Source organism: Gymnodinialimonas sp. JB5-7, assembly GCF_055693405.1.
The window spans coordinates 1,859,600-1,884,155 of sequence record NZ_JBVFUX010000012.1 but is presented as its reverse complement, the minus strand read 5'-3'; the positions used below and the strand labels follow the sequence as shown (position 1 = coordinate 1,884,155).

Annotated in this window: 23 protein-coding genes, 4 pseudogenes and 1 riboswitch; of the genes and pseudogenes, 12 read left to right on the top strand and 15 right to left on the bottom strand. The window is 60.0% G+C overall.

Annotated elements, in window-relative coordinates:
• Positions 1-136 precede the first annotated feature (136 nt).
• Positions 137-871, top strand: coding sequence for a metallophosphoesterase (locus ACZ1HK_RS18020; protein ID WP_472629848.1), 735 nt, complete (start codon positions 137-139; stop codon positions 869-871).
• Here ACZ1HK_RS18020 and ACZ1HK_RS18015 read toward each other — a convergent pair.
• The gene (locus tag ACZ1HK_RS18015) at positions 868-1,518 is read right to left on the bottom strand and encodes a sugar transferase (RefSeq protein WP_472629847.1); all 651 of its coding nucleotides are present in this window, start codon (positions 1,516-1,518) and stop codon (positions 868-870) included. The genes ACZ1HK_RS18020 and ACZ1HK_RS18015 overlap by 4 nt on opposite strands.
• Before the next feature lie 111 nt (positions 1,519-1,629).
• Between ACZ1HK_RS18015 and ACZ1HK_RS18010 the strand changes: the two are divergent.
• Positions 1,630-2,151: pseudogene (locus tag ACZ1HK_RS18010) on the top strand (DUF1972 domain-containing protein); the annotation flags it as partial.
• Positions 2,152-2,725: 574 nt separating this feature from the next.
• Here the strand turns inward: ACZ1HK_RS18010 and ACZ1HK_RS18005 are convergent.
• The 4 genes and pseudogenes from ACZ1HK_RS18005 to ACZ1HK_RS17990 all read right to left on the bottom strand — a co-directional run bounded on the left by ACZ1HK_RS18005 (position 2,726) and on the right by ACZ1HK_RS17990 (position 4,695).
• Entirely contained in the window at positions 2,726-2,956 is a 231-nt protein-coding gene (locus ACZ1HK_RS18005) for a TFIIB-type zinc ribbon-containing protein (RefSeq protein WP_472629846.1), read from the bottom strand.
• 75 nt (positions 2,957-3,031) lie between these two features.
• Positions 3,032-3,346 (bottom strand): DUF5665 domain-containing protein, encoded by a 315-nt coding sequence (locus tag ACZ1HK_RS18000; protein WP_472629845.1) that lies wholly within the window; start codon positions 3,344-3,346, stop codon positions 3,032-3,034.
• A gap of 44 nt (positions 3,347-3,390) precedes the next feature.
• A pseudogene (locus ACZ1HK_RS17995) lies at positions 3,391-3,848 on the bottom strand (tRNA (cytidine(34)-2'-O)-methyltransferase).
• 22 nt (positions 3,849-3,870) lie between these two features.
• Positions 3,871-4,695 carry a DUF6206 family protein gene (locus ACZ1HK_RS17990; RefSeq protein ID WP_472629844.1) on the bottom strand — a complete coding sequence of 275 codons (825 nt, stop codon included), beginning with the start codon at positions 4,693-4,695 and terminating at the stop codon, positions 3,871-3,873.
• Positions 4,696-5,068: 373 nt separating this feature from the next.
• On the opposite strand from ACZ1HK_RS17990, the gene ACZ1HK_RS17985 reads away from it, so the two are divergent.
• From ACZ1HK_RS17985 to ACZ1HK_RS17975, 3 genes are all read left to right on the top strand, one after another.
• On the top strand, positions 5,069-5,647 hold the full coding sequence (locus ACZ1HK_RS17985; RefSeq protein WP_472629843.1) for a hypothetical protein: 579 nt from the start codon (positions 5,069-5,071) through the stop codon (positions 5,645-5,647).
• A 40-nt stretch (positions 5,648-5,687) separates the two neighbouring features.
• Entirely contained in the window at positions 5,688-6,167 is a 480-nt protein-coding gene (locus ACZ1HK_RS17980) for a HugZ family pyridoxamine 5'-phosphate oxidase (protein ID WP_472629842.1), read from the top strand.
• 71 nt (positions 6,168-6,238) lie between these two features.
• A complete protein-coding gene (locus ACZ1HK_RS17975) occupies positions 6,239-6,760 on the top strand; it encodes a hypothetical protein (protein ID WP_472629841.1) in 522 nt (173 codons plus the stop codon).
• Positions 6,761-6,766: 6 nt separating this feature from the next.
• On the opposite strand, the gene ACZ1HK_RS17970 is transcribed toward ACZ1HK_RS17975, so the two are convergent.
• From ACZ1HK_RS17970 to ACZ1HK_RS17955, 4 genes are all read right to left on the bottom strand, one after another.
• Positions 6,767-7,237, bottom strand: a complete 471-nt coding sequence (locus ACZ1HK_RS17970) for a DUF427 domain-containing protein (protein WP_472629840.1) — start codon at positions 7,235-7,237, stop codon at positions 6,767-6,769.
• A 113-nt stretch (positions 7,238-7,350) separates the two neighbouring features.
• A complete protein-coding gene (locus tag ACZ1HK_RS17965) occupies positions 7,351-9,642 on the bottom strand; it encodes a glycosyl hydrolase family 28-related protein (protein ID WP_472629839.1) in 2,292 nt (763 codons plus the stop codon).
• A gap of 303 nt (positions 9,643-9,945) precedes the next feature.
• Positions 9,946-10,389, bottom strand: a complete 444-nt coding sequence (locus ACZ1HK_RS17960) for a DUF4864 domain-containing protein (protein ID WP_472629838.1) — start codon at positions 10,387-10,389, stop codon at positions 9,946-9,948.
• Between the two features lie 64 nt (positions 10,390-10,453).
• Entirely contained in the window at positions 10,454-12,100 is a 1,647-nt protein-coding gene (locus tag ACZ1HK_RS17955) for a lysine--tRNA ligase (protein WP_472629837.1), read from the bottom strand.
• 97 nt (positions 12,101-12,197) lie between these two features.
• On the opposite strand from ACZ1HK_RS17955, the gene ACZ1HK_RS17950 reads away from it, so the two are divergent.
• Together ACZ1HK_RS17950 and ACZ1HK_RS17945 are read left to right on the top strand one after the other, a co-directional pair.
• A complete protein-coding gene (locus tag ACZ1HK_RS17950; protein ID WP_472629836.1) occupies positions 12,198-12,614 on the top strand; it encodes a tellurite resistance TerB family protein in 417 nt (138 codons plus the stop codon).
• 59 nt (positions 12,615-12,673) lie between these two features.
• Positions 12,674-13,447 carry a penicillin-binding transpeptidase domain-containing protein gene (locus ACZ1HK_RS17945; RefSeq protein WP_472629835.1) on the top strand — a complete coding sequence of 258 codons (774 nt, stop codon included), beginning with the start codon at positions 12,674-12,676 and terminating at the stop codon, positions 13,445-13,447.
• Here the strand turns inward: ACZ1HK_RS17945 and ACZ1HK_RS17940 are convergent.
• Complete coding sequence (locus ACZ1HK_RS17940; protein WP_472629834.1) at positions 13,444-13,983, bottom strand: gamma-glutamylcyclotransferase family protein; 540 nt, start codon at positions 13,981-13,983, stop codon at positions 13,444-13,446. The genes ACZ1HK_RS17945 and ACZ1HK_RS17940 overlap by 4 nt on opposite strands.
• A gap of 74 nt (positions 13,984-14,057) precedes the next feature.
• Positions 14,058-14,159: riboswitch (glycine riboswitch) on the top strand.
• 139 nt (positions 14,160-14,298) lie between these two features.
• Between ACZ1HK_RS17940 and gcvT the strand changes: the two are divergent.
• The 3 genes and pseudogenes from gcvT (at position 14,299) to gcvP (ending at position 18,678) form a co-directional block, all read left to right on the top strand.
• Positions 14,299-15,416 (top strand): annotated as a pseudogene (gene gcvT / locus ACZ1HK_RS17935) (glycine cleavage system aminomethyltransferase GcvT).
• Positions 15,413-15,775, top strand: a complete 363-nt coding sequence (gcvH, locus tag ACZ1HK_RS17930; protein WP_472629833.1) for a glycine cleavage system protein GcvH — start codon at positions 15,413-15,415, stop codon at positions 15,773-15,775. The pseudogene gcvT and the gene gcvH overlap by 4 nt, the downstream one beginning before the upstream one ends.
• A gap of 65 nt (positions 15,776-15,840) precedes the next feature.
• Positions 15,841-18,678 (top strand): aminomethyl-transferring glycine dehydrogenase, encoded by a 2,838-nt coding sequence (gcvP, locus tag ACZ1HK_RS17925; RefSeq protein WP_472629832.1) that lies wholly within the window; start codon positions 15,841-15,843, stop codon positions 18,676-18,678.
• A 99-nt stretch (positions 18,679-18,777) separates the two neighbouring features.
• Here gcvP and ACZ1HK_RS17920 read toward each other — a convergent pair whose 3' ends face one another.
• The gene (locus ACZ1HK_RS17920; protein WP_472629831.1) at positions 18,778-19,317 is read right to left on the bottom strand and encodes a DUF4329 domain-containing protein; all 540 of its coding nucleotides are present in this window, start codon (positions 19,315-19,317) and stop codon (positions 18,778-18,780) included.
• Positions 19,318-19,494: 177 nt separating this feature from the next.
• Between ACZ1HK_RS17920 and ACZ1HK_RS17915 the strand changes: the two genes are divergently transcribed.
• A complete protein-coding gene (locus ACZ1HK_RS17915; RefSeq protein ID WP_472629830.1) occupies positions 19,495-19,647 on the top strand; it encodes a hypothetical protein in 153 nt (50 codons plus the stop codon).
• Positions 19,648-20,256: 609 nt separating this feature from the next.
• Positions 20,257-20,460: a dodecin family protein gene (locus ACZ1HK_RS17910; protein ID WP_472629829.1), complete on the top strand. Its 204-nt coding sequence runs from the start codon at positions 20,257-20,259 to the stop codon at positions 20,458-20,460.
• A gap of 145 nt (positions 20,461-20,605) precedes the next feature.
• Here ACZ1HK_RS17910 and ACZ1HK_RS17905 read toward each other — a convergent pair whose 3' ends face one another.
• The 4 genes and pseudogenes from ACZ1HK_RS17905 to ettA form a co-directional block, all read right to left on the bottom strand.
• Complete coding sequence (locus ACZ1HK_RS17905) at positions 20,606-20,812, bottom strand: cold-shock protein (RefSeq protein WP_368473918.1); 207 nt, start codon at positions 20,810-20,812, stop codon at positions 20,606-20,608.
• A gap of 301 nt (positions 20,813-21,113) precedes the next feature.
• On the bottom strand, positions 21,114-21,569 hold the full coding sequence (locus tag ACZ1HK_RS17900) for a hypothetical protein (protein WP_472629828.1): 456 nt from the start codon (positions 21,567-21,569) through the stop codon (positions 21,114-21,116).
• Between the two features lie 279 nt (positions 21,570-21,848).
• Positions 21,849-22,076, bottom strand: a complete 228-nt coding sequence (locus ACZ1HK_RS17895) for a hypothetical protein (protein ID WP_472629827.1) — start codon at positions 22,074-22,076, stop codon at positions 21,849-21,851.
• 761 nt (positions 22,077-22,837) lie between these two features.
• Positions 22,838-24,492, bottom strand: a pseudogene (ettA, locus tag ACZ1HK_RS17890) (energy-dependent translational throttle protein EttA).
• Between the last annotated feature and the right edge of the window lie 64 nt (positions 24,493-24,556).

Sequence of the window (24,556 nt, the reverse complement as noted above, 5' to 3'; positions counted from 1 at the left end):
GTATGTCGGGCATTTTAGCCGTAACCGAAAGGACATGCGGGGGACGCAGGCGGTTTCGGCGAAAAAACTCTGGGAAGATGCAAACCGGACACGCACGGGTTAGGCATGGGGCCAACGAGTGGGGAAGGACGAGATCATGGCGCGGTGGCAGGCTCCGGCACCTGAGGATTTGGTGTATGTGATTGGCGATGTGCATGGGTGCGTCGACAAGCTGGAGTCCCTGCTTGATCAGATCGACAGTGACATGGCGCGGAATGGCCCAGGCAAGGTGGTTTTTGTGGGCGACTACATCGATCGCGGGGACGGAAATGCCGAGGTTCTTGCGTTCGTGTCACAGATAACCTCCGCACATCCGGACCAGATTTTTGCACTTATGGGCAACCACGAACGGATGGCGCTGGATTTTCTGGCCGACCCAACGGGCCCGGCCAAGCGGTGGCTGCGCTACGGCGGGTTGCAGACGATGGCGAGCTATGGCGTCGGGCAAGGGCTGAGCACCGACACACGCTCCACCTGGGGGCTGCTGGATGCCGCCGGTGATTTGATAGAAGCGATGGGCTCTGACCTTGTTGATTGGATCGGAATGCTTCCGCTGACTTGGTCTTCGGGGACGCTTTGGGTGGTCCATGCAGGAGCGGATCCGGTGGTTCCGATGGACGCGCAACCGACCAAAGCGCTGCTTTGGGGGAGTGATGATTTCCTGAAAGTCGAGCGTACCGATGGGCAATGGGTAGCGTTTGGCCATCAACCGTTTGAAGCGCCGTTCGCGCAAGACGGGCGCATCGCGTGTGACACGGGAGCGGTTTACGGCGGCAGTCTGACGGCCGCGCGGATTGACCCGGAGGGCGAGGTCACGTTTATCGCGGCCTAATCGCCGCGCGCCATAAGGATGACCAGAACGGTGCGCCAAGCGATCCACAGATCCAGGCCAAAATCGGCGTGTGCGATATAGTCCAGATCAGCGCGTACCTTTGCGCGCGTCGCCTCAAAGCCAATGGCGTAACCGAGCGTGATTTGCGCGTACCCGCTGATCCCCGGCTTTACGCTAAGGCGCGCACGGTATTCGGGAATACTCTCCAGAAATGCCTGCGCGTGCAGGGCACAATCCGGGCGTGGGCCGATCAGGCTCATATCACCGCGCAGGATATTCAGCGCTTGGGGCAGTTCGTCCAGACCGGTGCGTCGCAAGATATGGCCAAGCTTGGTTAGACGCCCAATCTCGACCGGATCACAGGGCCCGCGATGGTGTTTTGCCTCACGCATCGTGCGGAATTTGATGGCGTGAAAGATATGCCCATCGCGCCCCATTCGGGCCTGCCGAAAGAACAAGGGACCCGGGTTGAAGACAGGGTTCAGCAACAGCAGAAGTGCGCACAAAACCGCGATCAGCGGCAGCATGGCAAGCGCGCCAACGACGTCAAAAACAGCTTTTGACTGCCAGAACAGAGACGATCCACGCGCACGCGGCGACCGCAGACAAACGGTACTCTGCCCATCAAAATCCGGAACCAATGTCATGTTTGCCCCCAAAGCACTGAACCCGGACCTCGGCCCGGACCACGGGCATTCAACATCTTATTCATAAAGATCGGCTTAATTGCTGCGGACCGAAGATGCAGAGGCCCCGGTTTGTCCAAACGCGTAAGGCACATCGCCATTCTCGGCACGGTTGGCGTGCCGGCCTGTTACGGCGGTTTTGAGACCTTGGCCGAGCAGTTGGTGCGCCACCACAAAGCTACGGAACGCACAGAACGCCTCTCCGTGGCCTGTAGCGCGCCAGCATTTGATGTGCGCCCGGCGCAATTCGAAAGTGCCGATCTGAGTTACCTACCGCTCCGTGCCAACGGCGCGGCAAGCGTGCCGTACGACATTCTGAGCCTTCTGCGCGCGAATTGGGCTGGCGCTGATGTCGCGTTGATGCTGGGGGTGTCAGGCGCAATGGCTTTGCCGTTCCTTGCGTCCGGCAACATGCGGGTCATCGCCCATATTGATGGGCAGGAATGGCGGCGCGCGAAATGGCCGCGCCCGGTGCGAAAGTTCCTCAAGCTCTGTGAAAGACTGGCCGTGCGCTACGCGGACGCCGTCATTGCTGATAACCAGGCAATTGCAGAGGATGTTTGGCACCGCTACGGGCGGCGCGCCGACGTTCTGACCTATGGCGGGGATCAGGCGGTCAATGTACGGGACACGCCGTTACCGAGGAACCTGCCAAAAGACTATGCGCTGGCCGTTTCTCGGATCGAGCCTGAAAACAATATCGAGATGATCTTGCGGGCCTGTGTGACCTCCCACACGCCCTTGGTTTGTGTCGGGAATTGGGACAACAACCCCTACGGTCGGGATCTGCGAAGGCGATATGGACACCATCCACACCTATGCCTGCTGGACCCGGTTTACGCGTCCGGCCCGCTGCAGGCTTTGCGCCGCAAGGCGCGCGTGTACCTGCACGGGCATTCAGCCGGTGGCACCAACCCCTCCTTGGTCGAGATGATGCATGTGGGCCGACCGATCTACGCGTTCGATTGCGTTTTCAATCGCCACACCGCCTTCAATGAGGCCAGATATTTTTCCGATGCACACGACCTGGCGCAGACTTTGCGACAGCCACCATCCCGAGACATGGGGCCACGTCTTAAAACATTGGCGCAAAGGCACTACACTTGGTCCAGCATTGGGTCGCAGTATTTCAACCTTATCGAACGGGTCGCTCGCGCCCCCGCAGCGCTCAAAAATCGAAGATATCGTCGAGGAAAGATCCGCGCCGCTTTTTCTTCTTGCCGCGATCGTAATCATCGCGCGGAGCGGCCTGCGATGCGGCGACAGGCACCGAGCGTTCGATGATCTTGTCGAGCTCGCCGCGATCAAGCCACACGCCCCGGCAGGTCGGACAATAGTCAATCTCGACACCCTGTCGATCTGACATCACAAGTTGCGTTCCATCGACGGGGCATTGCATCGGCATCTCCTGCACTTTGAGCTTTGGGACTACAAAAGATGTAGGTTCGATCCCCCCGCTCGCAATGTCAGGGCGTCAGTTTCCGGTGACAATCGCTTCCTCGATACGCTCTGCGATTTGAGCGGCCCATTCACCGATAATTGGAACAAACTCAATCTGGCTGAGCGCCCAAACCGCCAACGACAGCAGGACCGAGGCCCCCACAACCGTGCCAAGGCCAACGGCCATGCCAACCGCAAACCGGTACATCAGGATACGGCCAACCGATTGATGTATCACGAACATCCGGCTTTCGCGCAGAAAGGTCAGCTCTTTGCGGAGATCGCGCACTTCGCTTGCCAGATCCGGTGCCTCTTCCTGGCTCTCAGCTATGGTCTCAGTATCGCTCACGAATTGCCCCCATGTTGCATGCGCACCTTAGCATTCTCAGCAAGTCACGCCAGATAGCAGCGCATCGCCTGATAGACCACCGCCGTCGCCGCATTGGCGAGGTTCAAGGACCGGATATGGGGCGACAGCATGGGAAGATAGAAGGTGCGGTTAGCACGACCTTCCAGAACCTCGGATGGCAGGCCTTTCGTTTCTTTGCCGAAAACGAGGTAGGCGTCTGGTGGAAAATGGGGCCCATAAACGGAGCCCCCGCGCCGTCGTCTTCGAACAGAAACAACTGATCCTCCCTGGGGGTGCGGTCTGCTATGAAATCCGCCCAACTGTCATATTCGGTCAGTCGCACATGTTTCCAATAATCCAGACCCGCACGGCGCACGGACTTCTCGGTCAGATCGAACCCAAGCGGGTGGATCACGATCAGTTCGAGGTTCAGCGCGACACAGGTGCGCCCGATGGTGCCCGTATTTCCGGGGATTTCGGGATGGACAAGGACCACCTTCATATCGGCCCCGGCAGCGGTATTCTCAGGCATGGGGGCGGTCGCGCCCTCCGAGGCCCGGCCAACGCCGGGCGACCTGGCCTTCGCGCTGCGCGGCGCGTGTTAGATGGCCGATCACCTCATCGCGCCAAGGCGCTTCCAACCGCGTGCTTGCGAAGCGTTCCGCCCATTCGGTGATCGCGTCACTATCATTCGGGCGCAGCTTGAACGCCCCTTCAATCAGCGTGGTGATGGATCCTGCCGGGGTGTACCAGCGGTTCTGAATGTCACGGATACGGCCAGGTAGCACTTTCCCGAGCCCACGGATCAGGCCGGAATCCGCAAAACGCTGGATCAATTGTCCAACCTCATCACGGTTGTAGGAAATCAGCGGTGGGAAGGTCTCAAGAAAAATGGGGCCATCTTCGTCCATGGCAAACCGGTCAAGCGGGGTGTGAAACCCGATGCGTTCGGGGCGTTGGGCCACCCGACGCCAAAATTCCGCCACGTCTGTGGCGACGCGGTCGAGCAAACCGATGGCGGCTTGCGTTCCGGCCTGGCGGACGAGGCGCGGCAGCATCGCATCCTCAGGCAGGGCAGATTGAACGACGACGGGGCGTTGGGCACCGGCATCCTCGATCAGGCGCAGCTTGGTATCAGGCACCCGGATACCGGCGAGGCGAAGACAATCAATATAGGCCTCATGCCGACGGGCCAATGCTTCCTGCACATCCAGATCGCGCCCGGCGCGATAGGCCGTCACGACATGGCCGGCCAGCGGGCCGGTCAAAGGCCGCATGGGCAGCCCGTAATCCCTCGGTTTCAACTGGATCGTGCCCGCATCTGCTATCGCCGCGCAGAATCCAGCCATTTAACTCAGTCACTCATCACCCAAAATCAGAGTCCAAAATCAAAGCAAACAACGCGGGGGAGGATTGCCCAAAGGCAAAGCAGGTTCTGAAATGCATAAAGTGCAGCAAAGCCATTTCGTCGATTCCCCAGAATCTCTTGTGGCATGATCACAACATGACGGCTGGCTCGCCGACCGGGCAAGCCGCGTTAGGGTTTTGTTAACTCTGTGAGGGCCAAATCTCCTCATGCGTTGCGGAAGCGTCACGGTTTGGGGTCTTTGCACCGCGGCCATCCTTTGAGGTGCGCCCGCGCAGGCCGGGCCGTGGGCGCGTGAAACCGGCGACCTGTTCATCTCCCTGCAAATCTCGGCTGAGGAAGAACCCGCACACCTGATGGAAGGGTTGTGGGAGCCTGAGACGTACACAAGCCTCTATGCCGAATACGGGTTGGGGCGCAGCTTTACCATAGGCGCCGACATTGGTGGTGGCGAGGTCAGCCAAATGGGCATCGGCTTTTTGCGCTATACGCTGACGCCGCCCGATGCGACCTGGCAATGGGCGGTGGATGCGGGTCTGGGCGCGCGGCGCATTGACGACGGGCCGGTGCATGGTCTGGTGCGCCTCGGCGCGTCCGTTGGTCGGGGCTTTGGCGAAAGCGATGGCGCCTGGCCGATCCCGATCCGCCATGAGGGTGGCTGGGTCGCGCTGGACGCGGCCCTGATCTACGACTTTGAGTTGGATGATGTGATCTGGCAGGCGGAAGGCACGCTTGGGTTTTCACTCAGCGACCGCGCAACTGCCATCGTCTCGCTCAAGGCTGAGGAATGGCCCGGGGCGGATATGATTGTGACCGTATCGCCGTCCTTCGCGTTCGATATTTTGCCTGAGACGACCGTGCGCCTCGGTGTGCGCGGCGCGCTGGAAGGCAGCACGAATGTCGGCTTGTTTCTGTCGCTTTGGCACACCTTCTGACGACCTCGCGCAACGGCTGGCGCGCTGCTAAGCTTGTCGCATGGCTGACAAAAAGATCGACCCTATCCGCCCCACCGATGATGACGCGCGCGCCCTTGCGAGATCCCTGATCGAACAGGCCCGCTTTGCCGCCCTCGCCGTGACCGACCCCGAGACGGGGGCGCCGATGGTCACGCGGATCGCATTGGTGCCGGGCCCGGACGGCCTGCCACTCAGCCTGATCTCAACGCTTTCGTCGCACACACAGGCGCTGGCCGCATCGTCTGCCTGTTCCCTGTTGATCGGTGAGCCGGGCCCGAAGGGCGATCCGCTGAGCCATCCAAGGTTGACCCTTCAGGCGCGCGCTGAAGCGGCGGACAAGACAGCTTTGAAAGCACACTACCTGTCGCTCTACCCAAAGGCGCAGCTTTACTACGACTTTGGGGACTTTCAGCTGACCAAATTCATGCCCACAAGCGCGCTGTTGAACGGCGGGTTCGGCAAGGCTTTCAAGCTGGTGCCCAGTGATATTGTGGCCTGAGGGACTCACGTCAACTTTGAGTGCACGCCGAGCCGTAGGCAGGTTTCATTTTCCGTGCCATGGTTCGGCCCATGAGCGAAGAAATCATCGACCCCTGCCTCGTCGGCATCTGGCTTCTTCCGGGGCAGCCGCAGACCTATGAAATCTCCGAAAGCGGCGACTACCTTATCGGTGAGCCGGATGAGCCGCTGCATTTCGAAGATGGCGGCAAAACCATGATATGGGGCGAGCGCCAATTCCATCGCGCCTCGGATCACGGAGTTGGCCTGATCGGCACTTGGATCGAAACGGGCACCGGCGACGCCTGGGATTTCACCGACGATCAGGCGGTCACGATCCTGACGGAAGAGGAAATGCTCATCACCGGGATCTGGGCGCTGCGCGACCAAGGCCGCCGCCTTTGGCATTGCGAAAAACGTGCCACCCTGAGAACCGACGGCGCACATCTGGAATTCGACTTTTTTGGCGGCGATACGGCCCGCTACGGCTATTCGGTGAGCGGCGAAGTGTTGAGCCTGCTCGACCCCGAGACATGGACTGAATTGACGCGCTACATCAATTCCGACCTCTACCTGGAAACCATCGCCAGCTAGGGCAGATCACCAATGCATCGTGCCGACCGCGCCCTTGATGCGTCCGGTCAGATTGGGCGTCACCCAGCCGCCGTAAAAGTCGCCTAGCTGCGGTTGCACTTTGATTTGGCCCACAAAGGCTTCGTCCACAGAGGTGGCATAAAATGCGATGTGATCGCGGATCTGGCTGAACCGGGCCGTCGGTGCGGGATAGGCCCAGGCCGCGTTGCTTGATCTGCGCCCATTGACCACAAGATCGAAATAGACCGCCCTGCCCTTCCATTCGCAAAACGTCTCACGGCTGGACGGAACCAGCGCCGACATCACCACGTCCGTCGGCGGGATGTAATAGGTGGGGGCGTGATGCGTCTCCAGCACGCGAAACCCTGCATCGGTATCGGCAACCGGCAGGCCAGCAAAGAGGGCGCGCAGCCTATGCCCGGCCGGTTCCAGTGCCGGGGGGCGCGGATAGGTTTGGACGTCTTCGACAGGCAGCATTTTGTTCCCCTTCGCTGCCACCTAGCGCGCCGGATCGGCAAGGGAAAGCCCCCGGACCAGAAGCGATTGGTCCGGAGGCCTCCAGCCCCATAATCGTCGGCCCATTGGCCGCGTCAGTTGTCGCAACGCGCCGTCACAAAGACCGAACCACGCAGGGCTTGTGACCACCCGATCCGCAAGCTTGTGCCGCCGGTGCCCTGGAACCCTTGCGTCCACGGCGCCTCGAACTGGGCCACGTTCGATCCATTGCGAACCGGGCCATCGGGCTGTACCGACAGGCCGTATTTCACCGGTGCACCAAAGGGTGTGTAGCCCGACATGTCGACGACCCAGGTCTGGGTCGCCGTATTCTCGGTCGCGCGGATATAGCAGGGGTTTTCTGTACGCTTGACGATGCCATGGAACGTATTGCTGTCGAATTGCAGATCGGCTGTGCGGTTCAAATCCAGCGGCGCGATGCTGTCGTCAACGCCTTCCACCTGTTCCAACTGCGCCCCGTTCGTTTTCTTGAACAGGTTGCCGGTGATCGAGAGGCCATTGATGAAGTGGTCATCACCAAAGGGTTTGATCGCAATGAACCGCATCCAAGGCGCCGTGTTGGTGGCAAAGAAGATATTGCCCTGCACGGACAGGCCGTGGAACGACAGGCCGCCGGTAAAGTCAGGCGTCGGATCTTTCTCGTTCGTCCATTCGATGTAGCAATTGTCGACGTAGTTGCCATGAAACGTCATCTTCGCATTGGCATCCGCAATCACCAGACCGGGGGAGCGTACGCCTTCCACGATGCCGTCACCCTGGAAGAAGTGGTTGCCGGTGATGATATTGCCCGAGCCGGAGATGACACCGAAATGCAGGAACTTGTTGGCCCGGTTATCGCGGATCTTGCAGTCCGACGAGTTGATGTTGAAGCAGATCGACTTGCGGTCCGGCACGTTCAACGTCTGCTCGTTTGACAGGAATTGGCAGCGGTCAATCTGCATGCCCTGGCAGCCTTCGTCCGCACTGGTGATCGCCCGGTCCTTGGGGCCGGTGAAGAAGCAATCCTGGATCTGGAAGACCAGACCGTCGAGCGGCAGCATGATCGCCGAACACAGGCCGCCGCCCAGGAATTCCACGTCCGAGATGATGAAGCGCTGCAGGTTCAGCCAGCCGATGAAGTCCAGCATGTATTGGAACCGGGTGAAGGTATAGGTCTGGTTCGACGGTGCAGCACATAGCGGCGATGACAGGGTGATCTTGCTTTGCGCGGCATTGGTGGCAGAGACATAGACCTCGCGCCCCACGCCTTGCGGCGCTGTCACCAGCGAGCCGACGGGGATCGAGTCCGCGTTCGACACACCCGTGATCTCGAACGGATTCGACGACGACCAGGCGCCCGAGCGTGTGTTAACCTCATCCTGCCAATTGCTGGACGAGGCCGCCACGAACTGACCGTTTCGGATCACGCGGCGGTTGGCATAGGTGTTGCGGTTGCCAACGATGGCCTGAATGTCGAGCGGTTCATCCAGCGTGATACGACGCCCGCACAGGTCGAACGCCTCGAATTCTGACTGGTTGAACAGCTGCTGGAGGCCTTTCTTGAGGCCAAGAACCTCATCCCCGAAACACTCGGCATAGCCATCCAGATCAAAGTTCTGATCAAGGGCCACGCGGACGGTATCGGGCGCCACGATGCGCCCTTCAAAACGGGCCGGGTTGGTGAAGGTGACGTTGGAGCCGATGTAGTAGTCACCTGCCGGCACCAACACTTCGCGCCCATTGGCGGCGGCGTCAGCGGCTGCAATGGCGGCGCGGTCGTCGGTGGTGCCATCACCCACCGCGCCATAGTCGCGGATGTCGACCCAATCCATCAGCTTGCGATGGAAAACGGATGTCACATCTTCGACGGTGATGGATTCAATGCGCACCTGCCCGCCATTTGGTCCGGTCAGGTCCAGGCCAACATGCGCATAAGTGGGCGCAGTGCCCCACGCCATATCCACCCCGCCGCGATCGCCAGTGCCGAGGATGGCGGTCACCGTCACAATCGAGCCGTAAGACGTGATGTCGACAGAGGGTCCGAATTCATCAAGGCCCGAGACGTAGTTGTTGGACGCGTTGCCCGGCCAAGCACCGATGCGCACATCGGGAAGGTTGCCGGACAGCACTTTGACCCGGGCAGAGACGCGCAAGTAAGTGCCCGGAATAATTGGCGTTTCCGACATGTAGCGGATGCGGGTTGTGGCCTCCGCCTTGAGGATTTCAAGGCAATCGCCGAAATCGGCATCGGCTGCGACCAGCGCGGCATTGGGTGCTGTGGCCCATGTATCGCTGCCCGGCGTGCCATCCTGGCGCGACCAGACGCCAAGGCCGTCGGAAAATGGCGGCGGCATCAGGATAAGGCCGTCCGTGATCACCTGGTTCATGTCATACCCCTTCGTTCGCGCGGGGGTCGGCATCGGCCAAGCCCGCATCGCGTGTCATCCATCGACCGGACAGGGGCAACCGAGGCGCCTGAAACGGTCACCTCGGTTGTTTGCAATGTCTGTAAACGGCCCAAAGCCGGCTGACTGGGACAGCCACGTGCCTTGGATTGCCCCGCCATCATTACGCCCGAAGGGTTAAGCGGGCGTTAACGGACCGCCAAAAAGTTGAGTGACTGTCCCGGGGGAGTGTTACGGGACGGCGGGAGGGGCGAGGGCGCTAGCCGAGCGTCTCCCTGCCGTGCGTCAGGCCCCGAAGGTCGGGGCGTCCAAGACCTGCACGCCGTTGATCCGCCAGCCATTTTCCGTCTCGATCATGGCATATCCCAGATAGTGCAACGTGCCATTCTGATCGATCACCTCAACCCGCTGCACAATTAATCCACCCAGTTGCTGCAGGTCGATGAAATTGACTTCGCCGGGGTTCCAAACCATTGGATACCCCTGCCGCACCATCGTCCCGAACCGCTCCGGGCTGCCGAACAGCCCTTGAATATTGGGGCTCGCGAACTGCCACGCCTCCAGCACGTCCTCCGCACGGAACGCGTCGAACTGACCACCTATGACGGCCTCGATGTCCGGATCGGGTGGCAAAACCTCTTGCGCTTGCGCCGGACGCAACGCGAGGGCATTGGCCACAACGGCAAGGCTGAGTGCGAGGAAAATAGAAACGGCGATGGCACGAAGCATGAGGCTTCTCCTTTGGACATATCACTCCATTGCCCAAAGATACGTAGCCCGCGTGGGAAAAGTTTCAGCCCAAAAGTTTTCCGTCCAGCCCATCGCGGATCAGCTGTTTGGTCTCGTCGATCCCGTAAAGCGCGATGAACCCACCGAACCGTGGCCCCTGCGAGGCCCCCATGAGCACCTCATAAAGCCCCGAGAACCAAGCCCGCAGCGGGTCGAAGCCGTGGGTCTTGCCGATCGCGAAGACAATGCTCTGAAGGAATTCATCATCCTGCCAGTTCACTTCAGGCAAGGGCATATCCTTGCCCTCCTGCGCATTCTTGCGCGCGATCACGTCCAGCGCCTTATCAGCATCGCCAAGGCAGGCAATCAACTCTTCCATGGCACCGCGTTCCTGATCGGTGGCTGCGCGGAAGGTCCGGGTGGGTTTGACAAAATCATTGTAGTAACGGATCGCGAACCCTGCAGCCTGATCTAGGTCCGGATTCTTTTCGGGCGACGCATCAGGGGCATAGCGGTTGATGAAGCCCCAGAGCTTCTCCTTTTCCTCTGCTGCCGAGACACTCACCAAATTCAACAGCATCGCAAAGGGCACCACCATGGTGGAGGCTGGCACATTATGCCCGTGGATGTGGAAGACCGGGTTCGCAAGCCGCTGCGCGGTATCTTGCCCTGCATAGGCGCGCAATTGCTGGTGATATTCGTCCACTGCCTTGGGGATGACATCGAAGTAGAGCCGCTTGGCCGTCTTTGGCTTGCCGAACATGAAGTACGACAGGCTCTCGGTGGAGGCATAGGACAGCCATTCGTCAATGCTGATCCCGTTGCCCGACGATTTTGAGATCTTCTGCCCGTTTTCGTCGAGGAACAGCTCGTAGTTATACGTCACCGGTGCAGGCGTCCCGAGGATTTCGCAGATGCGGCTATAGATCGGCGTGTTCGTCGAATGGTCCTTGCCATACATCTCGAAATCGACGCCAAGGGCCGCCCACCGCGCGCCAAAATCAGGCTTCCATTGCAGCTTCACATTGCCGCCCGTCACCGGCAGCGTCCACTCACGCCCGTCCTCGTCATCGAAGGTGACGGTGTAGTCGGTCGCGTTGACCTCTTTCATCGGCACGTACAGCACGCGGCCTGTCTCGGGGTGGATCGGCAGGAAGATCGAATAGGTCTGCTGACGCTCTTCGCGCAGGGACTTCAACATCACCTTCATGATGTCGTCATAGCGCTCGACCGCGCGCTTCAGTGTCTCATCGAACTTGCCGGTCTTGTAGAATTCGGTCGCTGAGATGAACTCATACTCAAACCCGAACGTATCCAGGAACCGCCGCAGCATCGCGTTGTTGTGCGCGCCGAAGCTGTCGTGAGTGCCAAACGGGTCGGGCACACTCGTTAGCGGCTTTTGCAGATGCTCCGCCAAAGCCTCCTGGTTCGGCACATTGCCGGGCACCTTCCGCATCCCGTCCATATCGTCGGAGAACGAGATCAGCTTGGTCGGAATATCCGAGATCACCTCAAACGCGCGGCGCACCATGGTCGTGCGCAAAACCTCACCAAATGTCCCGATGTGGGGCAAGCCGCTTGGCCCATAACCCGTCTCGAACAGCACATAACCCTTTTCGGGCGGACCATCCTTGTAACGATCCAGCACGCGGCGCGCCTCTTCAAAGGCCCAAGCCTTGGAATTCATCGCAACGTCACGCAAATCGCTCATATCATCTGTCCTGAAGACCCATGGGATGGCAGGCACCTATTGTTTACTGCCGGTGGCGTCAATAAATGTTGCCAAGGCTGGAAACGGAGCGCGCGAAATGACTGATCATTCCTTCACCCCCGAAGATTCTTTGGTGGCCGTTATGGTCGGGATTTCGGTATCCGATGCGACGATCCGCACGTCGGAACTATTGTCGATCGAGCAGATCGTGAACTTTCTGCCCGTATTCGGCAGCTACGACGCGGATCGCATGCGGCGGATTGCCAACGTCGTCTTTGATCTGTTTGAGGAAGAAGACGGCCTCGATGCCCTATTCGGCCTCGTCAAAGAGGACCTGCCGGAGCCGCTTTATGAAACAGCATATGCCCTGGCCTGCGACGTGGCCGCAGCCGATGGCGCGATTGCGCAGGCCGAGCTGCGGTACCTGGAAGAGCTGCGCCATGCCCTCAATATCGACCGGCTGCACGCGGCCGCCATCGAGCGCGGGGCGCGTGCACGGCACATGACCCTGTGACAACCCCGCGCCCGCGGCGCCGCGCCATCATCTTAGGGGCTGCGGCCTGTGGGGCGGCCATGGCACTGCCTGCAGCCGCGCAAACAACAACCACCCTGCCCCGTTCGCCTGACCTTCCGGAGAGTGTGGCCTTTCTTGCCGTCGATCTTTCCAACGGTCGGGACTGGATTTTGGAGGGCAGCGACCTCGATACGCGGCGCAGGCCCTATTCGACGTTCAAGATTCCCAACCTGCTGATTGCGCTGGAGACCGGCGTAGAGGCGTCGCTTGATGCGACCCGCGAATGGGACCCGTCCCGCAGGCCGGCCCTGCGCTGGTGGCCCGAGGAATGGCAGCGCGATCACAGCCTGCGCAGCGCGTTCCGCGCTTCAGCCGTTTGGTATTTTCGCGATATCGCGTTGGAGGTGGGGGATGAAACCTACCGAAGCCTCCTTGCGGACTGGTCCTATGGCAATGCCACGCTTCCCAACGGCAGCGATGATTTCTGGCTGAGCGGTGCACTTCAGATATCCGTGCGCGAACAGGTGACTTTCCTCACCGAAATGCTTCAGGGCTCTCTCGGGATCTCGGATGCGGCCCGCGGCGCCCTGATGGAAGCCGCGCGCGCCGAGCAGCGCGGTGACATCACCTTGCATGGCAAGACCGGAGGCGGGTTTGGATATTTGGGTGGCGGCGCCGAGGGGTGGTATGTGGGCTTTGTGACCCGCGCCGACATGGCGCCAGTCGTCTTCGCGCTCTACCTGAATGGCCCCACATGGATATCGATCCGGGACGCGAGACTGGCCCTGTCAGAGCGTTTTTTGCAGGAAATCGGCGTCTGGCCAGTAGCCTAACGAACCCTGCGCAGGTTTTCGTCAACAAACGCCCGTTCCTCCGCCGACAAAACTGTCGCACGCGGATAAATCGGATCGTCCCTGTCATCGTGGATCGGCAGGTGCCAACCCGTTGTCGTATTGAAGAAACCCACTGCCCCAGCTTCACCGAATTCGGCCAGATAGCCTTGAATGACCGTATCCAGATAACTCAGGAGGATCGGGTGTTCACCAATGTCGGCATGCGTTGGTTCAACGGCGTAAATCTGCACCATCGGCTCCACCGGTTTGCCATGGCCAAAAGGCACGACCGGGTGGCGGGCATAGGCGCGTTCGCGTTCGTCCAGCGCCGCCCAATCGGCACCCGGCACAGCTGCGATCAGACCCGCGATTTCACTCCGCGAATCGGGCACCGCCGTTAGGAACGCGACCTCACGCAGACGCGTGCCTTGCCAGGCCCTGCGCCAGCCCTTCACACGGGCTTTTGCAGCGTCCGGGTACGCATGGGTCAGACGATTCACCAGGCTGCCATAGCCAAAGAAATATGGATCACTCATGCATTTCCAATGGGGCAATTGAAGCAGTCTATCAATCCCTCTTGATCCTGCAAAAAGTGGAGGTATGCTTTCGCATGCAACTACAGGGAGACGCTCGGGCGCGTAAATCGCATGCCCGTGGGCCGAAGGAGCAACCGCCCCGGTAATCTCTCAGGCAAAAGGACCTGTGGTGGCACGCACATACTCTGGAGAGTGAGGGTTTCGCCCTCCGCCGAAGGGATAACGATCTCAGGCCAAAGGACAGAGGGGGCATCGTTTCGCACCGTTCGCGGTGTGCAGGTGATGCCGGGCGCTTCGTCCCGGAGAAGGGACAAAATGGACGGGGTTTGCAATCCGAAGGCTTTGCCACTGGCCGCGCTGCATGAAGCGCTTGGTGCAAAGTTCGTGCCCTTCGCGGGCTGGTCGATGCCAGTGCAATACAGCCTGGGTGTGATGGGCGAACACAAATGGACACGCGAGAATGCGGGCCTGTTCGACGTGTCGCACATGGGCCAAGTCATGCTGCCGGCAGACGCGGCGGCGGCACTTGAAGCGCTTGTACCAGTGGATGTCATTGGTCTGGCCGAAGGTCGGCAGCGATACGGTTTCTTCACAAATGACACCGGCGGCGTGCTGGACGATCTGATGATCGCCCGCGTGCCCGATGGGCTTTTCCTGGTGGTCAACGCCGCCTGCCGTGATGCCGATACCGCCCATCTGCGCGCCCATATCGAAGGGGTGGAAGAAATCACCGGCCGCGCGCTTCTTGCGCTGCAAGGGCCAAAGGCCGAAAGCGCCCTGTCCTCGCTTGTCCCAGCCATTGCGGATATGCGGTTCATGGACAGCCAACGCCACATTTGGAACGGGGCTGAGCTTTGGATCAGCCGCTCCGGATATACCGGCGAGGATGGGTTTGAGGTTTCTGTGCCGGAAGACGTGGCCGAGGACTTTGCACGGGCTTCGCTGGCTGACGATCGCGTAGAACCCATCGGCCTTGGCGCGCGCGACAGCCTGCGGCTTGAGGCCGGGTTGCCGCTTTATGGGCAAGAGATGTCCGAAGATATCAGCCCGATCGAAGCGGGCCAGGCCTGGGCCATCACCAAGGTGCGCCGCGCAGGCGGCGACCGCGCCGGTGCCTTCCCCGGGGCTGATACAATCCTGAACCAGATTGCGAACGGCCCGATGCGCCGCCGCGCGGGCCTCCTGCCCGAGGGCCGTGCGCCCATGCGCACCGGTGTTGAGATCTTCGACAGCGCGGATGCCACAACCCCCATCGGTATCGTCACGTCCGGCGGGTTTGGCCCCACCCTCGGCGCTCCCATGGCCCTTGCCCTGATTGATGCAGCGACGCCACCCGACGCCCCCTATGGGGTGAGGTCCGCGGCAAGCGCCTGCCTGTCACCCAAACCACCCTGCCCTTTACCCCAAACGGCTACAAACGGAGTCCCAAATGAAATTCACCGAAGACCATGAATGGCTGCTGGCCGATGGCGACACGATCACCGTGGGCATCACCCCACACGCTGCCGAGCAATTGGGCGATGTCGTCTTTGTGGAATTGCCCGAGCTTGAGACGCAAGTCGCCAAAGGCGATGAAATCGTGGTGATTGAATCGGTCAAGGCGGCCTCTGACATCACGGCACCGCTCGATGGCGAGATTGTCGAGGTGAATGACACGCTCGTCGACAATCCGGCTTTGGTGAACGAGGACCCGACCGGCGAGGCCTGGTTTTTCAAGATCAAGGTCGAAGATCCGTCCGCCCTCGACGACTTCATGACCGAGGACGAATACAAAGATCATATCAGCGACTAGCACTGAATTTTCGTAGGAAAATTCGCACAAAGCCAAATCTTCTAAAAGATTTTTTGGAGCAGCACATGCCCTGGACGACCACCGACTACGATCCGACCGATTTCGCCAACCGCCGCCACATTGGCCCTTCGCCCGCCGAGATGGAGGATATGTTGCAGGCTGTCGGCGCGAGTAGCCTTGATGCGCTGATTGACGACACAGTCCCTGCCTCGATCCGGCAGGATGCGCCGCTGGACTGGCCGGCTATGTCCGAGGCGGAGCTGCTCGACCACATGCGCGGCCTGGCGGCAAAAAACAAGCCGATGACTTCGATGATCGGCCAAGGCTACTACAACACCCATACACCCCCCGCGATCCAGCGCAACGTGCTGGAAAATCCGGCCTGGTACACGGCCTATACGCCCTACCAGCCCGAGATTGCGCAGGGCCGGCTTGAGGCGCTGTTGAACTTCCAGACTATGGTGGCGGATCTGACTGGCCTTCCTGTCGCCAATGCCTCGCTGCTCGACGAAGCCACGGCGGCGGCCGAGGCGATGGTCATGGCCAAACGCGTTGCAAAATCCAAGGCGGACGGCTTCTTCGTGGATCAGGCCTGCCACCCACAGACCATCGCGGTGATCGAAACACGCGCCGCCCCGCTTGGTATCAAAGTGATTGTCGGCGCCACTGAAACACTCGATCCCGAAGCCGTCTTTGCCGCGATCTTCCAGTACCCCGGCACCTACGGCGAACTGACCGATCCCGGCCCGCAAATCGCGGCCCTTCACGGGGCAAAGGCGCTGACAATCCTCGCGACCGATCTGCTGGCATTGACCCTGCTGAAGGAACCCGGCGCCCTTGATGCCGATATTGCCATCGGCTCGGCACAGCGCTTTGGGGTGCCTCTTGGTTATGGCGGCCCGCACGCCGCGTTCATGGCCTGCCGCGACGCCTACAAGCGCAACATGCCGGGCCGGATCGTGGGGGTCAGTGTGGACAGCCACGGACACAAGGCATTCCGCTTGTCCCTGCAAACCCGCGAGCAGCATATCCGCCGGGAAAAGGCGACGTCCAATGTCTGCACGGCGCAGGCCCTTCTGGCTGTGATGGCCAGCTTCTATGCGGTGTTCCATGGGCCGCAGGGTCTGCGGGCCATTGCTGAGCGTGTGCATCTGCGTGCTACGCGATTGGCCGCCTCCCTCAAGGCGGGCGGCTACGCGCCGGAGAATGCCAGCTTCTTCGACACGCTCACCGTTCATGTCGGCGACAAGCAATCGCGCATCATGGCCGCCGCCGTGGCCCGTGGCATCAACCTGCGCGACGTGGGCAGCGACCGCATCGGCGTCAGCGTGGATGAGACGACGACCGATGCCCATATCGAAGCCGTCTGCCGCGCCTTTGGCGTTCTGGTGGCCCCGGCCAGCAAGACACCAGCCATCCCCGAGGCGCTGCTGCGGACGTCTGATTATCTGACCCATCCGATCTTCCACATGAACCGCGCAGAGTCCGAGATGATGCGTTACATGCGTCGCCTCAGCGACCGCGACCTGGCGCTCGACCGCGCCATGATCCCGCTTGGCTCCTGCACCATGAAGCTCAATGCAGCAGTCGAGATGATGCCGATCACCTGGCCCGAATTCGGCGGCCTGCATCCCTTCGCACCTGCCGACCAGGCCGAAGGTTATGCCGAAATGCTGGAGGATCTGTCGGCCAAACTCTGCGACATCACCGGGTATGATGCCATGTCGATGCAGCCCAATTCAGGCGCGCAGGGCGAATATGCGGGGCTTCTGACCATCGCCGCCTACCACCGCGCAAACGGCGACGGGCACCGCAATATCTGCCTGATCCCGCTGTCTGCCCATGGCACCAACCCGGCCTCCGCCCAGATGGCAGGGATGCAGGTTGTCGTCGTGAAAGCCGCAGAGAATGGCGATATCGACCTGGAGGATTTTCGCGCCAAGGCTGAGGCCGCGGGCGAAAACCTTGCCGCCTGCATGATCACCTACCCCTCCACCCACGGCGTGTTCGAGGAGACGGTGCGCGAGGTCTGCGATATCACCCACGCCTTTGGCGGGCAGGTCTATCTCGATGGGGCCAACCTGAACGCGATGGTGGGCCTGTCAAAGCCCGGCGATCTGGGCTCGGACGTGAGCCACCTCAACCTGCACAAGACCTTCTGCATCCCCCATGGCGGAGGCGGGCCGGGCATGGGACCCATCGGCGTGAAGGCCCATCTGGCCCCGCATTTGCCCGGTCACCCCGAAAGTGGCGGGTCAGAGGGGCCGGTCAGCGCGGCGCCTTATGGATCTGCGTCGATCCTGCCGATTTCATACGCCTATATTCATCTGATGGGCGGTGAAGGTATCACCCAGGCCACCAAAGTCGCCATCTTGAACGGCAACTACATCGCGAAGCGGTTGGAGCGGGAGTATGACATCCTCTTCAAAGGCAGTACGGATCGCGTGGCGCACGAATGCATCCTAGACACTCGTCCCTTTGCCGAGGTTGGGGTGACGGTCGACGACATCGCCAAACGCCTGATGGACCATGGCTTCCACGCGCCCACGATGAGCTGGCCCGTCGCGGGAACGCTGATGGTGGAGCCGACGGAGTCGGAAACGAAGGCCGAGTTGGACCGCTTCATCACCGCGATGCAGGCCATCCGCGCCGAAATCGCAGAGATTGAGGCCGGCGATATGGCGGCTGAGGCCAGCCCGCTGCACCATGCCCCCCACACGATGGAGGATCTGATCCGCGACTGGGACCGTGCCTATAGCCGTGAACAAGGCTGCTTCCCGCCCGGTGCGTTCCGCGTGGACAAGTACTGGCCGCCGGTCAACCGCGTGGACAATGTGGCGGGTGACCGGAACCTTGTCTGCACCTGCCCTCCGGTGGAGGAATATCTCGACGCAGCGGAATAGAGCGCAACGGCTGATCTTGGTTACTGAAAGGTAAACAAGGTCAGCTTTTTTGTGTCTTGTCAGATACTAAAGGGTCTTGTGCACGCGTGCACAGGCGCCTCAGCGCGACCGCCCGAACCGTGCAAAAAGCCCGTCGAGCGAATAGGTCTCGGCCACGGGTCCATGCTCTTCGGGGAAGAAGTTCGGGTCTTCTGGCAGGCATCCACGCCCGCAGACCTGTGTCATCGATCCAGTTGTGCCGTTGACGTACCAAAGGCGACCACCGGGCGTGCCAACCCATCCGTTCACGCCAAAGCGCATATCGCCTTCTACGTCCTGGATCGACGGCACTTCGCCATCGTATCCGAGGCCCCATGCCGCATGGGTATGCCACGACGAAACCGCGCGCATGCCGGGCTCAAGCGGCATGGATGCGCAGCTTGCTTCCCCGCCCCAGGACGCCTTGGTCGACGAATAATTGCCTTCATTGTCTTGCAAAACAAACCCGCACACTTCGCGATTGAAGGTCACGGAAAGCCGGTTCATCTGCTCCATCAAACCCATAACGAATTCCGTTTCGCGGGCATCTTGTGCCTGGGCGGCGTGACCGAAGGACATCGAGGTGGCGACGACAACCAAGGCGGTAAAGAACTTACGCATGGTTCAAGGGGCTCCTATGCGGGTGAATTGATTCAAGGTTAGCGGAGAACGGTGGGCAAGCAACGCGAAAGATCGCGGCTTTGGGCTGGAAACAGAAGGAACACGCCCTAAGGTCTAAACAACTGCGGTATTTGGAGGCACGACATGGCCAGCATGGAAGAAAAGATGAAGTCTCGCATGGACAAGATGATCCAAGGCACGTCGATTGAGCGTCTCAGTGACGATGACGATGTGCGCGAATGGCTGCTTTTTGGCCGCATGGCGATGATTTTCACACTTTGGGTGGCAATGATTTCTGCCGTCGCCTTGTTGATCTCCGTCCGTTTCTGACGGGATCGTCGGGCAACAAATCCAATATGGAGCGCGACGCCCAAACGATCGCGGGGAAAGTCCGTCTTACGGACCAGCTTACCAGCTAAACGCCTTAAATTGCTGCCCAATCCGTAAAGCGGAACGGTGTGGGACGCGGCTTGCGTTGCTGCTTTGGCGGTGTGTGTCGCGGTGTCACGGCGCGGCTCCTTTCACGTTTCAATATAGGTGAAAGAGGTTAACAAGTCTGTGGGTGTTACACCGACTTGACAGCCATGTGTTGCGACGTGTGCGCGGCTTCAGATGGCGGCCCAATCGGTGAACTTGAAGGGCGTTGGCGCGGGGCGGCCTGGAATAGGATTGGCGGGGCGGTGGGGTTGTGCGGGGCGTTTCATGTCTATGATCCAATGGGTTGCGTTTCGAATGGCCTCAGCCTCAACCTGACCGCCTCCGCCACGCAATATCGGCGCGCTGATATTGGATATCGCAGACGGCATCCTCCCCTATTTTCAAGCGCTTGGCGGAGAATGGCCGATCCGCGCACGATTGCGCGGGAATTGGCGCATGCATGCTATGGTTGGATGTGTGGGGGCCTCAGAATCCCCCAGAAAACGACCAAGGGAGAGAGACATGAGCGTAGCTCGCGTAACCGAAATTATCGCTTCATCGAACAAGAGCTTCGAGGATGCCACCGAGAAGGGAATCGACCGCGCCTGCAAGACGCTGAAGGGCGTGCAGGGTGCTTGGGTGCAGGACCAGAAGGTCACGGTGAAAGACGGAAAGATCGACGAATACCGCGTGAGCCTGAAGGTCACGTTTGTGCTGGAGGACTGATCCGCTGAACGCATATGCGTTCATCTGAGCGGATTTTTTCGCAAAACTGCGTTCAACTGAACGGATCTTGCGCCAACCACCTGACAAGAAAAAAGGCGCGTCCGGGATCGGGCGCGCCATTCGTTTTTCGCGTTGAGCCTGTGGCTCAGACGAGCGTCAGGTTAACCGCGCTCTCGCGGCCATCACGGCCGGCTTCCAGGTCGTAGGTGACCTTCTGGTTGTCGGCGAGGCCGGTCAGGCCGGAACGCTCAACAGCAGAGATGTGCACGAACACGTCCTTGCCGCCTTCTTCCGGTGCGATGAAGCCGAAGCCTTTGGTGGTGTTGAACCATTTCACAGTGCCGTTGGCCATCTGTGTATCTCCTAAGTATTAAACCCGCCCGCGTGCGTGCGGCGGCATGGCGTCAGTTGGGTAGCAGATCGAGACTGAGGCCTTGGTAGAGGAGACAGCGGACGAGATGCGGTAACGGTCGCGAGGCTCATATGGGGCGGATCGCGGCGAAAGGCAAGGAAAATGAGACCGGTCGGCGGAATGGGGCCGAGGGGTGCTCACGCGTGAGCAAGGGGGTTAAGTGGTTGTTTTTGTTTGAATTGAGGGATTTTGTTAAGGCTTTGGTAAGGATTTGCCAGCCGTTTTTCGGGTGGGTTGGTCCTCAATCATGCACGTCAAACACCAGCGGTGCACCCGCGCTGCCGCAGGAATGGGCGCAGGTCCCGGCATATTGGCCGGTCTGGGCGAAGCGGATGTAGACGACCTCTAATCGGCCGGGGATGGCCTCGAATTCCAGCGCGATATCGGGGAAGGACATCTCGTAGATCAGGTCCATCGCCATGATTTGCAGGGCGATTGTGGTGTCGACGGGGAGGGAGAGGCGGCCATCGGTGAGGGGCGCGTCGTCGGTTTCCCAGGTGCCGGATTGGGCGCGGAGGGAGATGGTGAGGTCGGGCGGTTCTCCGTTTGGGTCCGCGAAGGTGTCTTCGGGGTCGGTGAGGAGAATCTGGAGCGCCTCGTTCAGGGCGTTGATATCGTCGGCGACGGAGGGGGTGTCCTCGGCTTGGGCCGGGTGGGTGAGGGTCAGGGCGAGGAGGATGGAGAGGAAGAGGCGCATGGTGGGAGCTTAGCGTCACGCATTCGGCGCGCAATCCCGACGTTCATTCGGCAGTACCATGGCGGGTTAACAGCCGCGCAGCGGCCCCGCCATCGACGGGCCTGCCCCGGGCCAGGCGATTTGGTGAGGCTTGGCGCTTCGTTGTTGGGGAGCGATGGTGTGGCTGGGATAAAGTGCCACGAATAGAGGTTTGGATCGCCGCACCCAGGCCCGTCGGTGGCTGGTCTGATAGTCTTGTGATCTTCATATTTGACGCACTCCACCCTTCAACGGATTTAGTCAGAACCCGAAAAAGTAGCCCGTTTCATCTACTTGAAGAACCTCGGCTGCTGGCGTGTAGAGTTGCGGATCGATCTTGTAGGCCGATGGAGCCAAGCCAAGAAAGAAGCTCTGAACGTCATGATCCGTTGCAATCATGCTCACTTGGCTGTTGTACACCAGTGCGGAGAACAGTCTGGTAAGCTGCGGCCCGGTAAAGAACTGATGCTGCGACAAACCCTCAATCACGGCATGAGTCGTAGCGAAACTCCCCGAAGACTCAAGTTGCGTGATTAGCTCCTGTTTGTGCGACTCCTTCGATAGGTCGATTTCCGGGTAGTTGTTTTGGAAGAATGCAGACAGGGACTTATAAAGAACTGCACCCGCAAAGATTCCGCGACCATCGATCCATTCATTCCTTAGGTACGACTTTATCTTTCCCGGTTCGAGTTCTGACTCGAAATCAGAGTCATTTGAGACGATTGCGACATTCGTTTCATCGGTTGAAAGAAGGCTTTCCCAGTGTACAGCGTCACCAAGTTTTCCATGTTTTCCGGAGGATTGCCAAGTTCGGTTCGATTTCTCGCTTTTTCCAGAAGTTCTTCGGTCACCGGTAGATCAGTCGATGCTTGCAGCAAACTACTAATCACGTAGTCAGCTTGGAGTTCTCGTTTTGAGATTCTCTGCTTAGCGTCTTCAACTAAAGCAGTAAGCTTGCTGTTTGCCTCCTTTAACGCGTCCTTCAGAGATTGGTGCGGCTCCAGTCCGTCGCAATAGTTTGGAACCTTGACTGCGAGTTTTGCTGCCTCCAGAACTCGGAAAACGACTTTGCTAATGAGGCTTCTCGCATTCGGTCTACTTCGTCACGAAGCACTTTGTTTGTATACAATACTACTTCGCTGTCCGTTACCAACGCGACGAGTTTTTGTATCTCCGATATATCGTCTTTCCCAAAACGATAGAAATCGAGGTAGATGTTCGCATCAATGAAAAGTTGAGTGGGCAATAAGCTACCTCACAAACTTCTTGTGCTTCAGCCGCTTCGGCTCCAGCGCGTCTGGGCCGAGCCTCCGCTTCTTGTCTTCCTCGTATGCTGAGAAATCGCCTTCGAACCATTCAACATGGGCCTCGCCCTCGAAGGCGAGGATGTGCGTGCACAGACGGTCGAGGAAGAAGCGGTCGTGGGAGATGATGACGGCGCAGCCGGCGAAATCGCTCAGCGCGTCTTCGAGGGCGCGGAGGGTTTCGACGTCGAGGTCGTTGGTGGGCTCGTCGAGGAGAAGGACGTTGCCGCCGCTCTTCAGCAGTTTTGCCATGTGGACGCGGTTGCGTTCGCCGCCTGAGAGGAGGCCGACCTTTTTCTGCTGATCCCCGCCCTTGAAGTTGAAGGTGGAGCAATAGGCGCGGGAGTTGATTTGGGCGTCGCCGAGTTGGATGATTTCCGCACCGCCGGTAATTTCTTCCCATACGGTGGCGTCGGGGTTGAGGGCGTCGCGGGACTGGTCGACGTAGGAGAGGTCGACGGTGTCGCCGTATTCGAGCGTGCCGTCGTCGGGCTGTTCCTGCCCGGTTAGCATGCGGAAGAGCGTGGATTTGCCCGCCCCGTTGGGGCCGATGACGCCGACGATGCCGCCGGGGGGCAGCGCGAAGGTGAGGTCTTCGATCAGGAGGCGGTCGCCGTAGCCCTTTTTGAGGTTGTTGACCTCGATGACCTTGGAGCCCAGGCGGGGGCCATTGGGGATGACGATCTGGGCGCGGGAGAGCTTTTCGCGCTCGGATTGGGAGGCCAGATCCTCGTAGGCGTTGATCCGGGCCTTTTGCTTGGCTTGACGGGCTTTGGCGCCTTGGCGGATCCATTCGAGTTCGCGTTCGAGGGTTTTCTGGCGGGATTTATCCTCGCGCGCTTCCTGTTCGAGGCGTTTGGCTTTCTGTTCGAGCCAGGCGGAGTAGTTGCCTTCGTAGGGGATGCCGCGGCCACGGTCGAGTTCGAGGATCCAGCCGGTGATATCGTCGAGGAAGTAGCGGTCGTGGGTGACGATCAGGATGGTGCCCTTGTAGTCGATCAGGTGCTGCTGGAGCCAGGCGATGGTTTCAGCGTCAAGGTGGTTGGTGGGCTCGTCGAGGAGCAGCATGTCGGGCGCTTCGAGGAGCAGTTTGCAGAGCGCGACGCGGCGGCGTTCACCGCCGGAGAGGGTTTCCACAGGCGCGTCATCGGGGGGCAGCGGAGGGCTTCCATGGCGACGTCGATCTGGCTGTCGAGGTCCCAGAGGTTGTTGGAGTCGATCTCATCCTGGAGGGCGGCCATTTCATCGGCGGTCTCGTCGGAATAGTTCATGGCGAGTTCGTTGAAGCGGTCGAGCTTGGCCTTTTTCTCGGCGACACCCAGCATGACGTTTTCGCGGACGGTGAGGCTTTCATCGAGCTGCGGTTCCTGCGGAAGATAACCGACGCGCGCGCCTTCGGCGGCCCAGGCCTCACCCGTGAAATCGGGGTCGAGGCCCGCCATGATCTTCATCAGCGTGGATTTGCCCGCGCCGTTGACGCCGACGACGCCGATTTTGACGCCGGGCAGGAAGGAGAGGCGGATGTTTTCAAAGCATTTCTTACCGCCGGGATAGGTCTTTGAGACACCGTCCATGTGGTAGACATATTGATAGGCTGCCATGGGTCCGCTCCGTCCGATTGGAATTCGATTTGCCCCTGCATACGCGGGCCGGACGGGATGGGCA

Bases quoted from the DNA above. Each gene is read 5' to 3' on its own strand.
- ACZ1HK_RS18020 (WP_472629848.1), top strand. From the start codon at position 137: ATGGCGCGGTGGCAGGCTCCGGCACCTGAGGATTTGGTGTATGTGATT.
- ACZ1HK_RS18015 (WP_472629847.1), bottom strand. From the start codon at position 1,518: ATGACATTGGTTCCGGATTTTGATGGGCAGAGTACCGTTTGTCTGCGG.
- ACZ1HK_RS18005 (WP_472629846.1), bottom strand. From the start codon at position 2,956: ATGCAATGCCCCGTCGATGGAACGCAACTTGTGATGTCAGATCGACAG.
- ACZ1HK_RS17990 (WP_472629844.1), bottom strand. From the start codon at position 4,695: ATGGCTGGATTCTGCGCGGCGATAGCAGATGCGGGCACGATCCAGTTG.
- ACZ1HK_RS17985 (WP_472629843.1), top strand. From the start codon at position 5,069: ATGGAAGGGTTGTGGGAGCCTGAGACGTACACAAGCCTCTATGCCGAA.
- ACZ1HK_RS17980 (WP_472629842.1), top strand. From the start codon at position 5,688: ATGGCTGACAAAAAGATCGACCCTATCCGCCCCACCGATGATGACGCG.
- ACZ1HK_RS17975 (WP_472629841.1), top strand. From the start codon at position 6,239: ATGAGCGAAGAAATCATCGACCCCTGCCTCGTCGGCATCTGGCTTCTT.
- ACZ1HK_RS17970 (WP_472629840.1), bottom strand. From the start codon at position 7,237: ATGCTGCCTGTCGAAGACGTCCAAACCTATCCGCGCCCCCCGGCACTG.
- ACZ1HK_RS17965 (WP_472629839.1), bottom strand. From the start codon at position 9,642: ATGAACCAGGTGATCACGGACGGCCTTATCCTGATGCCGCCGCCATTT.
- ACZ1HK_RS17960 (WP_472629838.1), bottom strand. From the start codon at position 10,389: ATGCTTCGTGCCATCGCCGTTTCTATTTTCCTCGCACTCAGCCTTGCC.
- ACZ1HK_RS17955 (WP_472629837.1), bottom strand. From the start codon at position 12,100: ATGAGCGATTTGCGTGACGTTGCGATGAATTCCAAGGCTTGGGCCTTT.
- ACZ1HK_RS17950 (WP_472629836.1), top strand. From the start codon at position 12,198: ATGACTGATCATTCCTTCACCCCCGAAGATTCTTTGGTGGCCGTTATG.
- ACZ1HK_RS17945 (WP_472629835.1), top strand. From the start codon at position 12,674: ATGGCACTGCCTGCAGCCGCGCAAACAACAACCACCCTGCCCCGTTCG.
- ACZ1HK_RS17940 (WP_472629834.1), bottom strand. From the start codon at position 13,983: ATGAGTGATCCATATTTCTTTGGCTATGGCAGCCTGGTGAATCGTCTG.
- gcvH (WP_472629833.1), top strand. From the start codon at position 15,413: ATGAAATTCACCGAAGACCATGAATGGCTGCTGGCCGATGGCGACACG.
- gcvP (WP_472629832.1), top strand. From the start codon at position 15,841: ATGCCCTGGACGACCACCGACTACGATCCGACCGATTTCGCCAACCGC.
- ACZ1HK_RS17920 (WP_472629831.1), bottom strand. From the start codon at position 19,317: ATGCGTAAGTTCTTTACCGCCTTGGTTGTCGTCGCCACCTCGATGTCC.
- ACZ1HK_RS17915 (WP_472629830.1), top strand. From the start codon at position 19,495: ATGGACAAGATGATCCAAGGCACGTCGATTGAGCGTCTCAGTGACGAT.
- ACZ1HK_RS17910 (WP_472629829.1), top strand. From the start codon at position 20,257: ATGAGCGTAGCTCGCGTAACCGAAATTATCGCTTCATCGAACAAGAGC.
- ACZ1HK_RS17905 (WP_368473918.1), bottom strand. From the start codon at position 20,812: ATGGCCAACGGCACTGTGAAATGGTTCAACACCACCAAAGGCTTCGGC.
- ACZ1HK_RS17900 (WP_472629828.1), bottom strand. From the start codon at position 21,569: ATGCGCCTCTTCCTCTCCATCCTCCTCGCCCTGACCCTCACCCACCCG.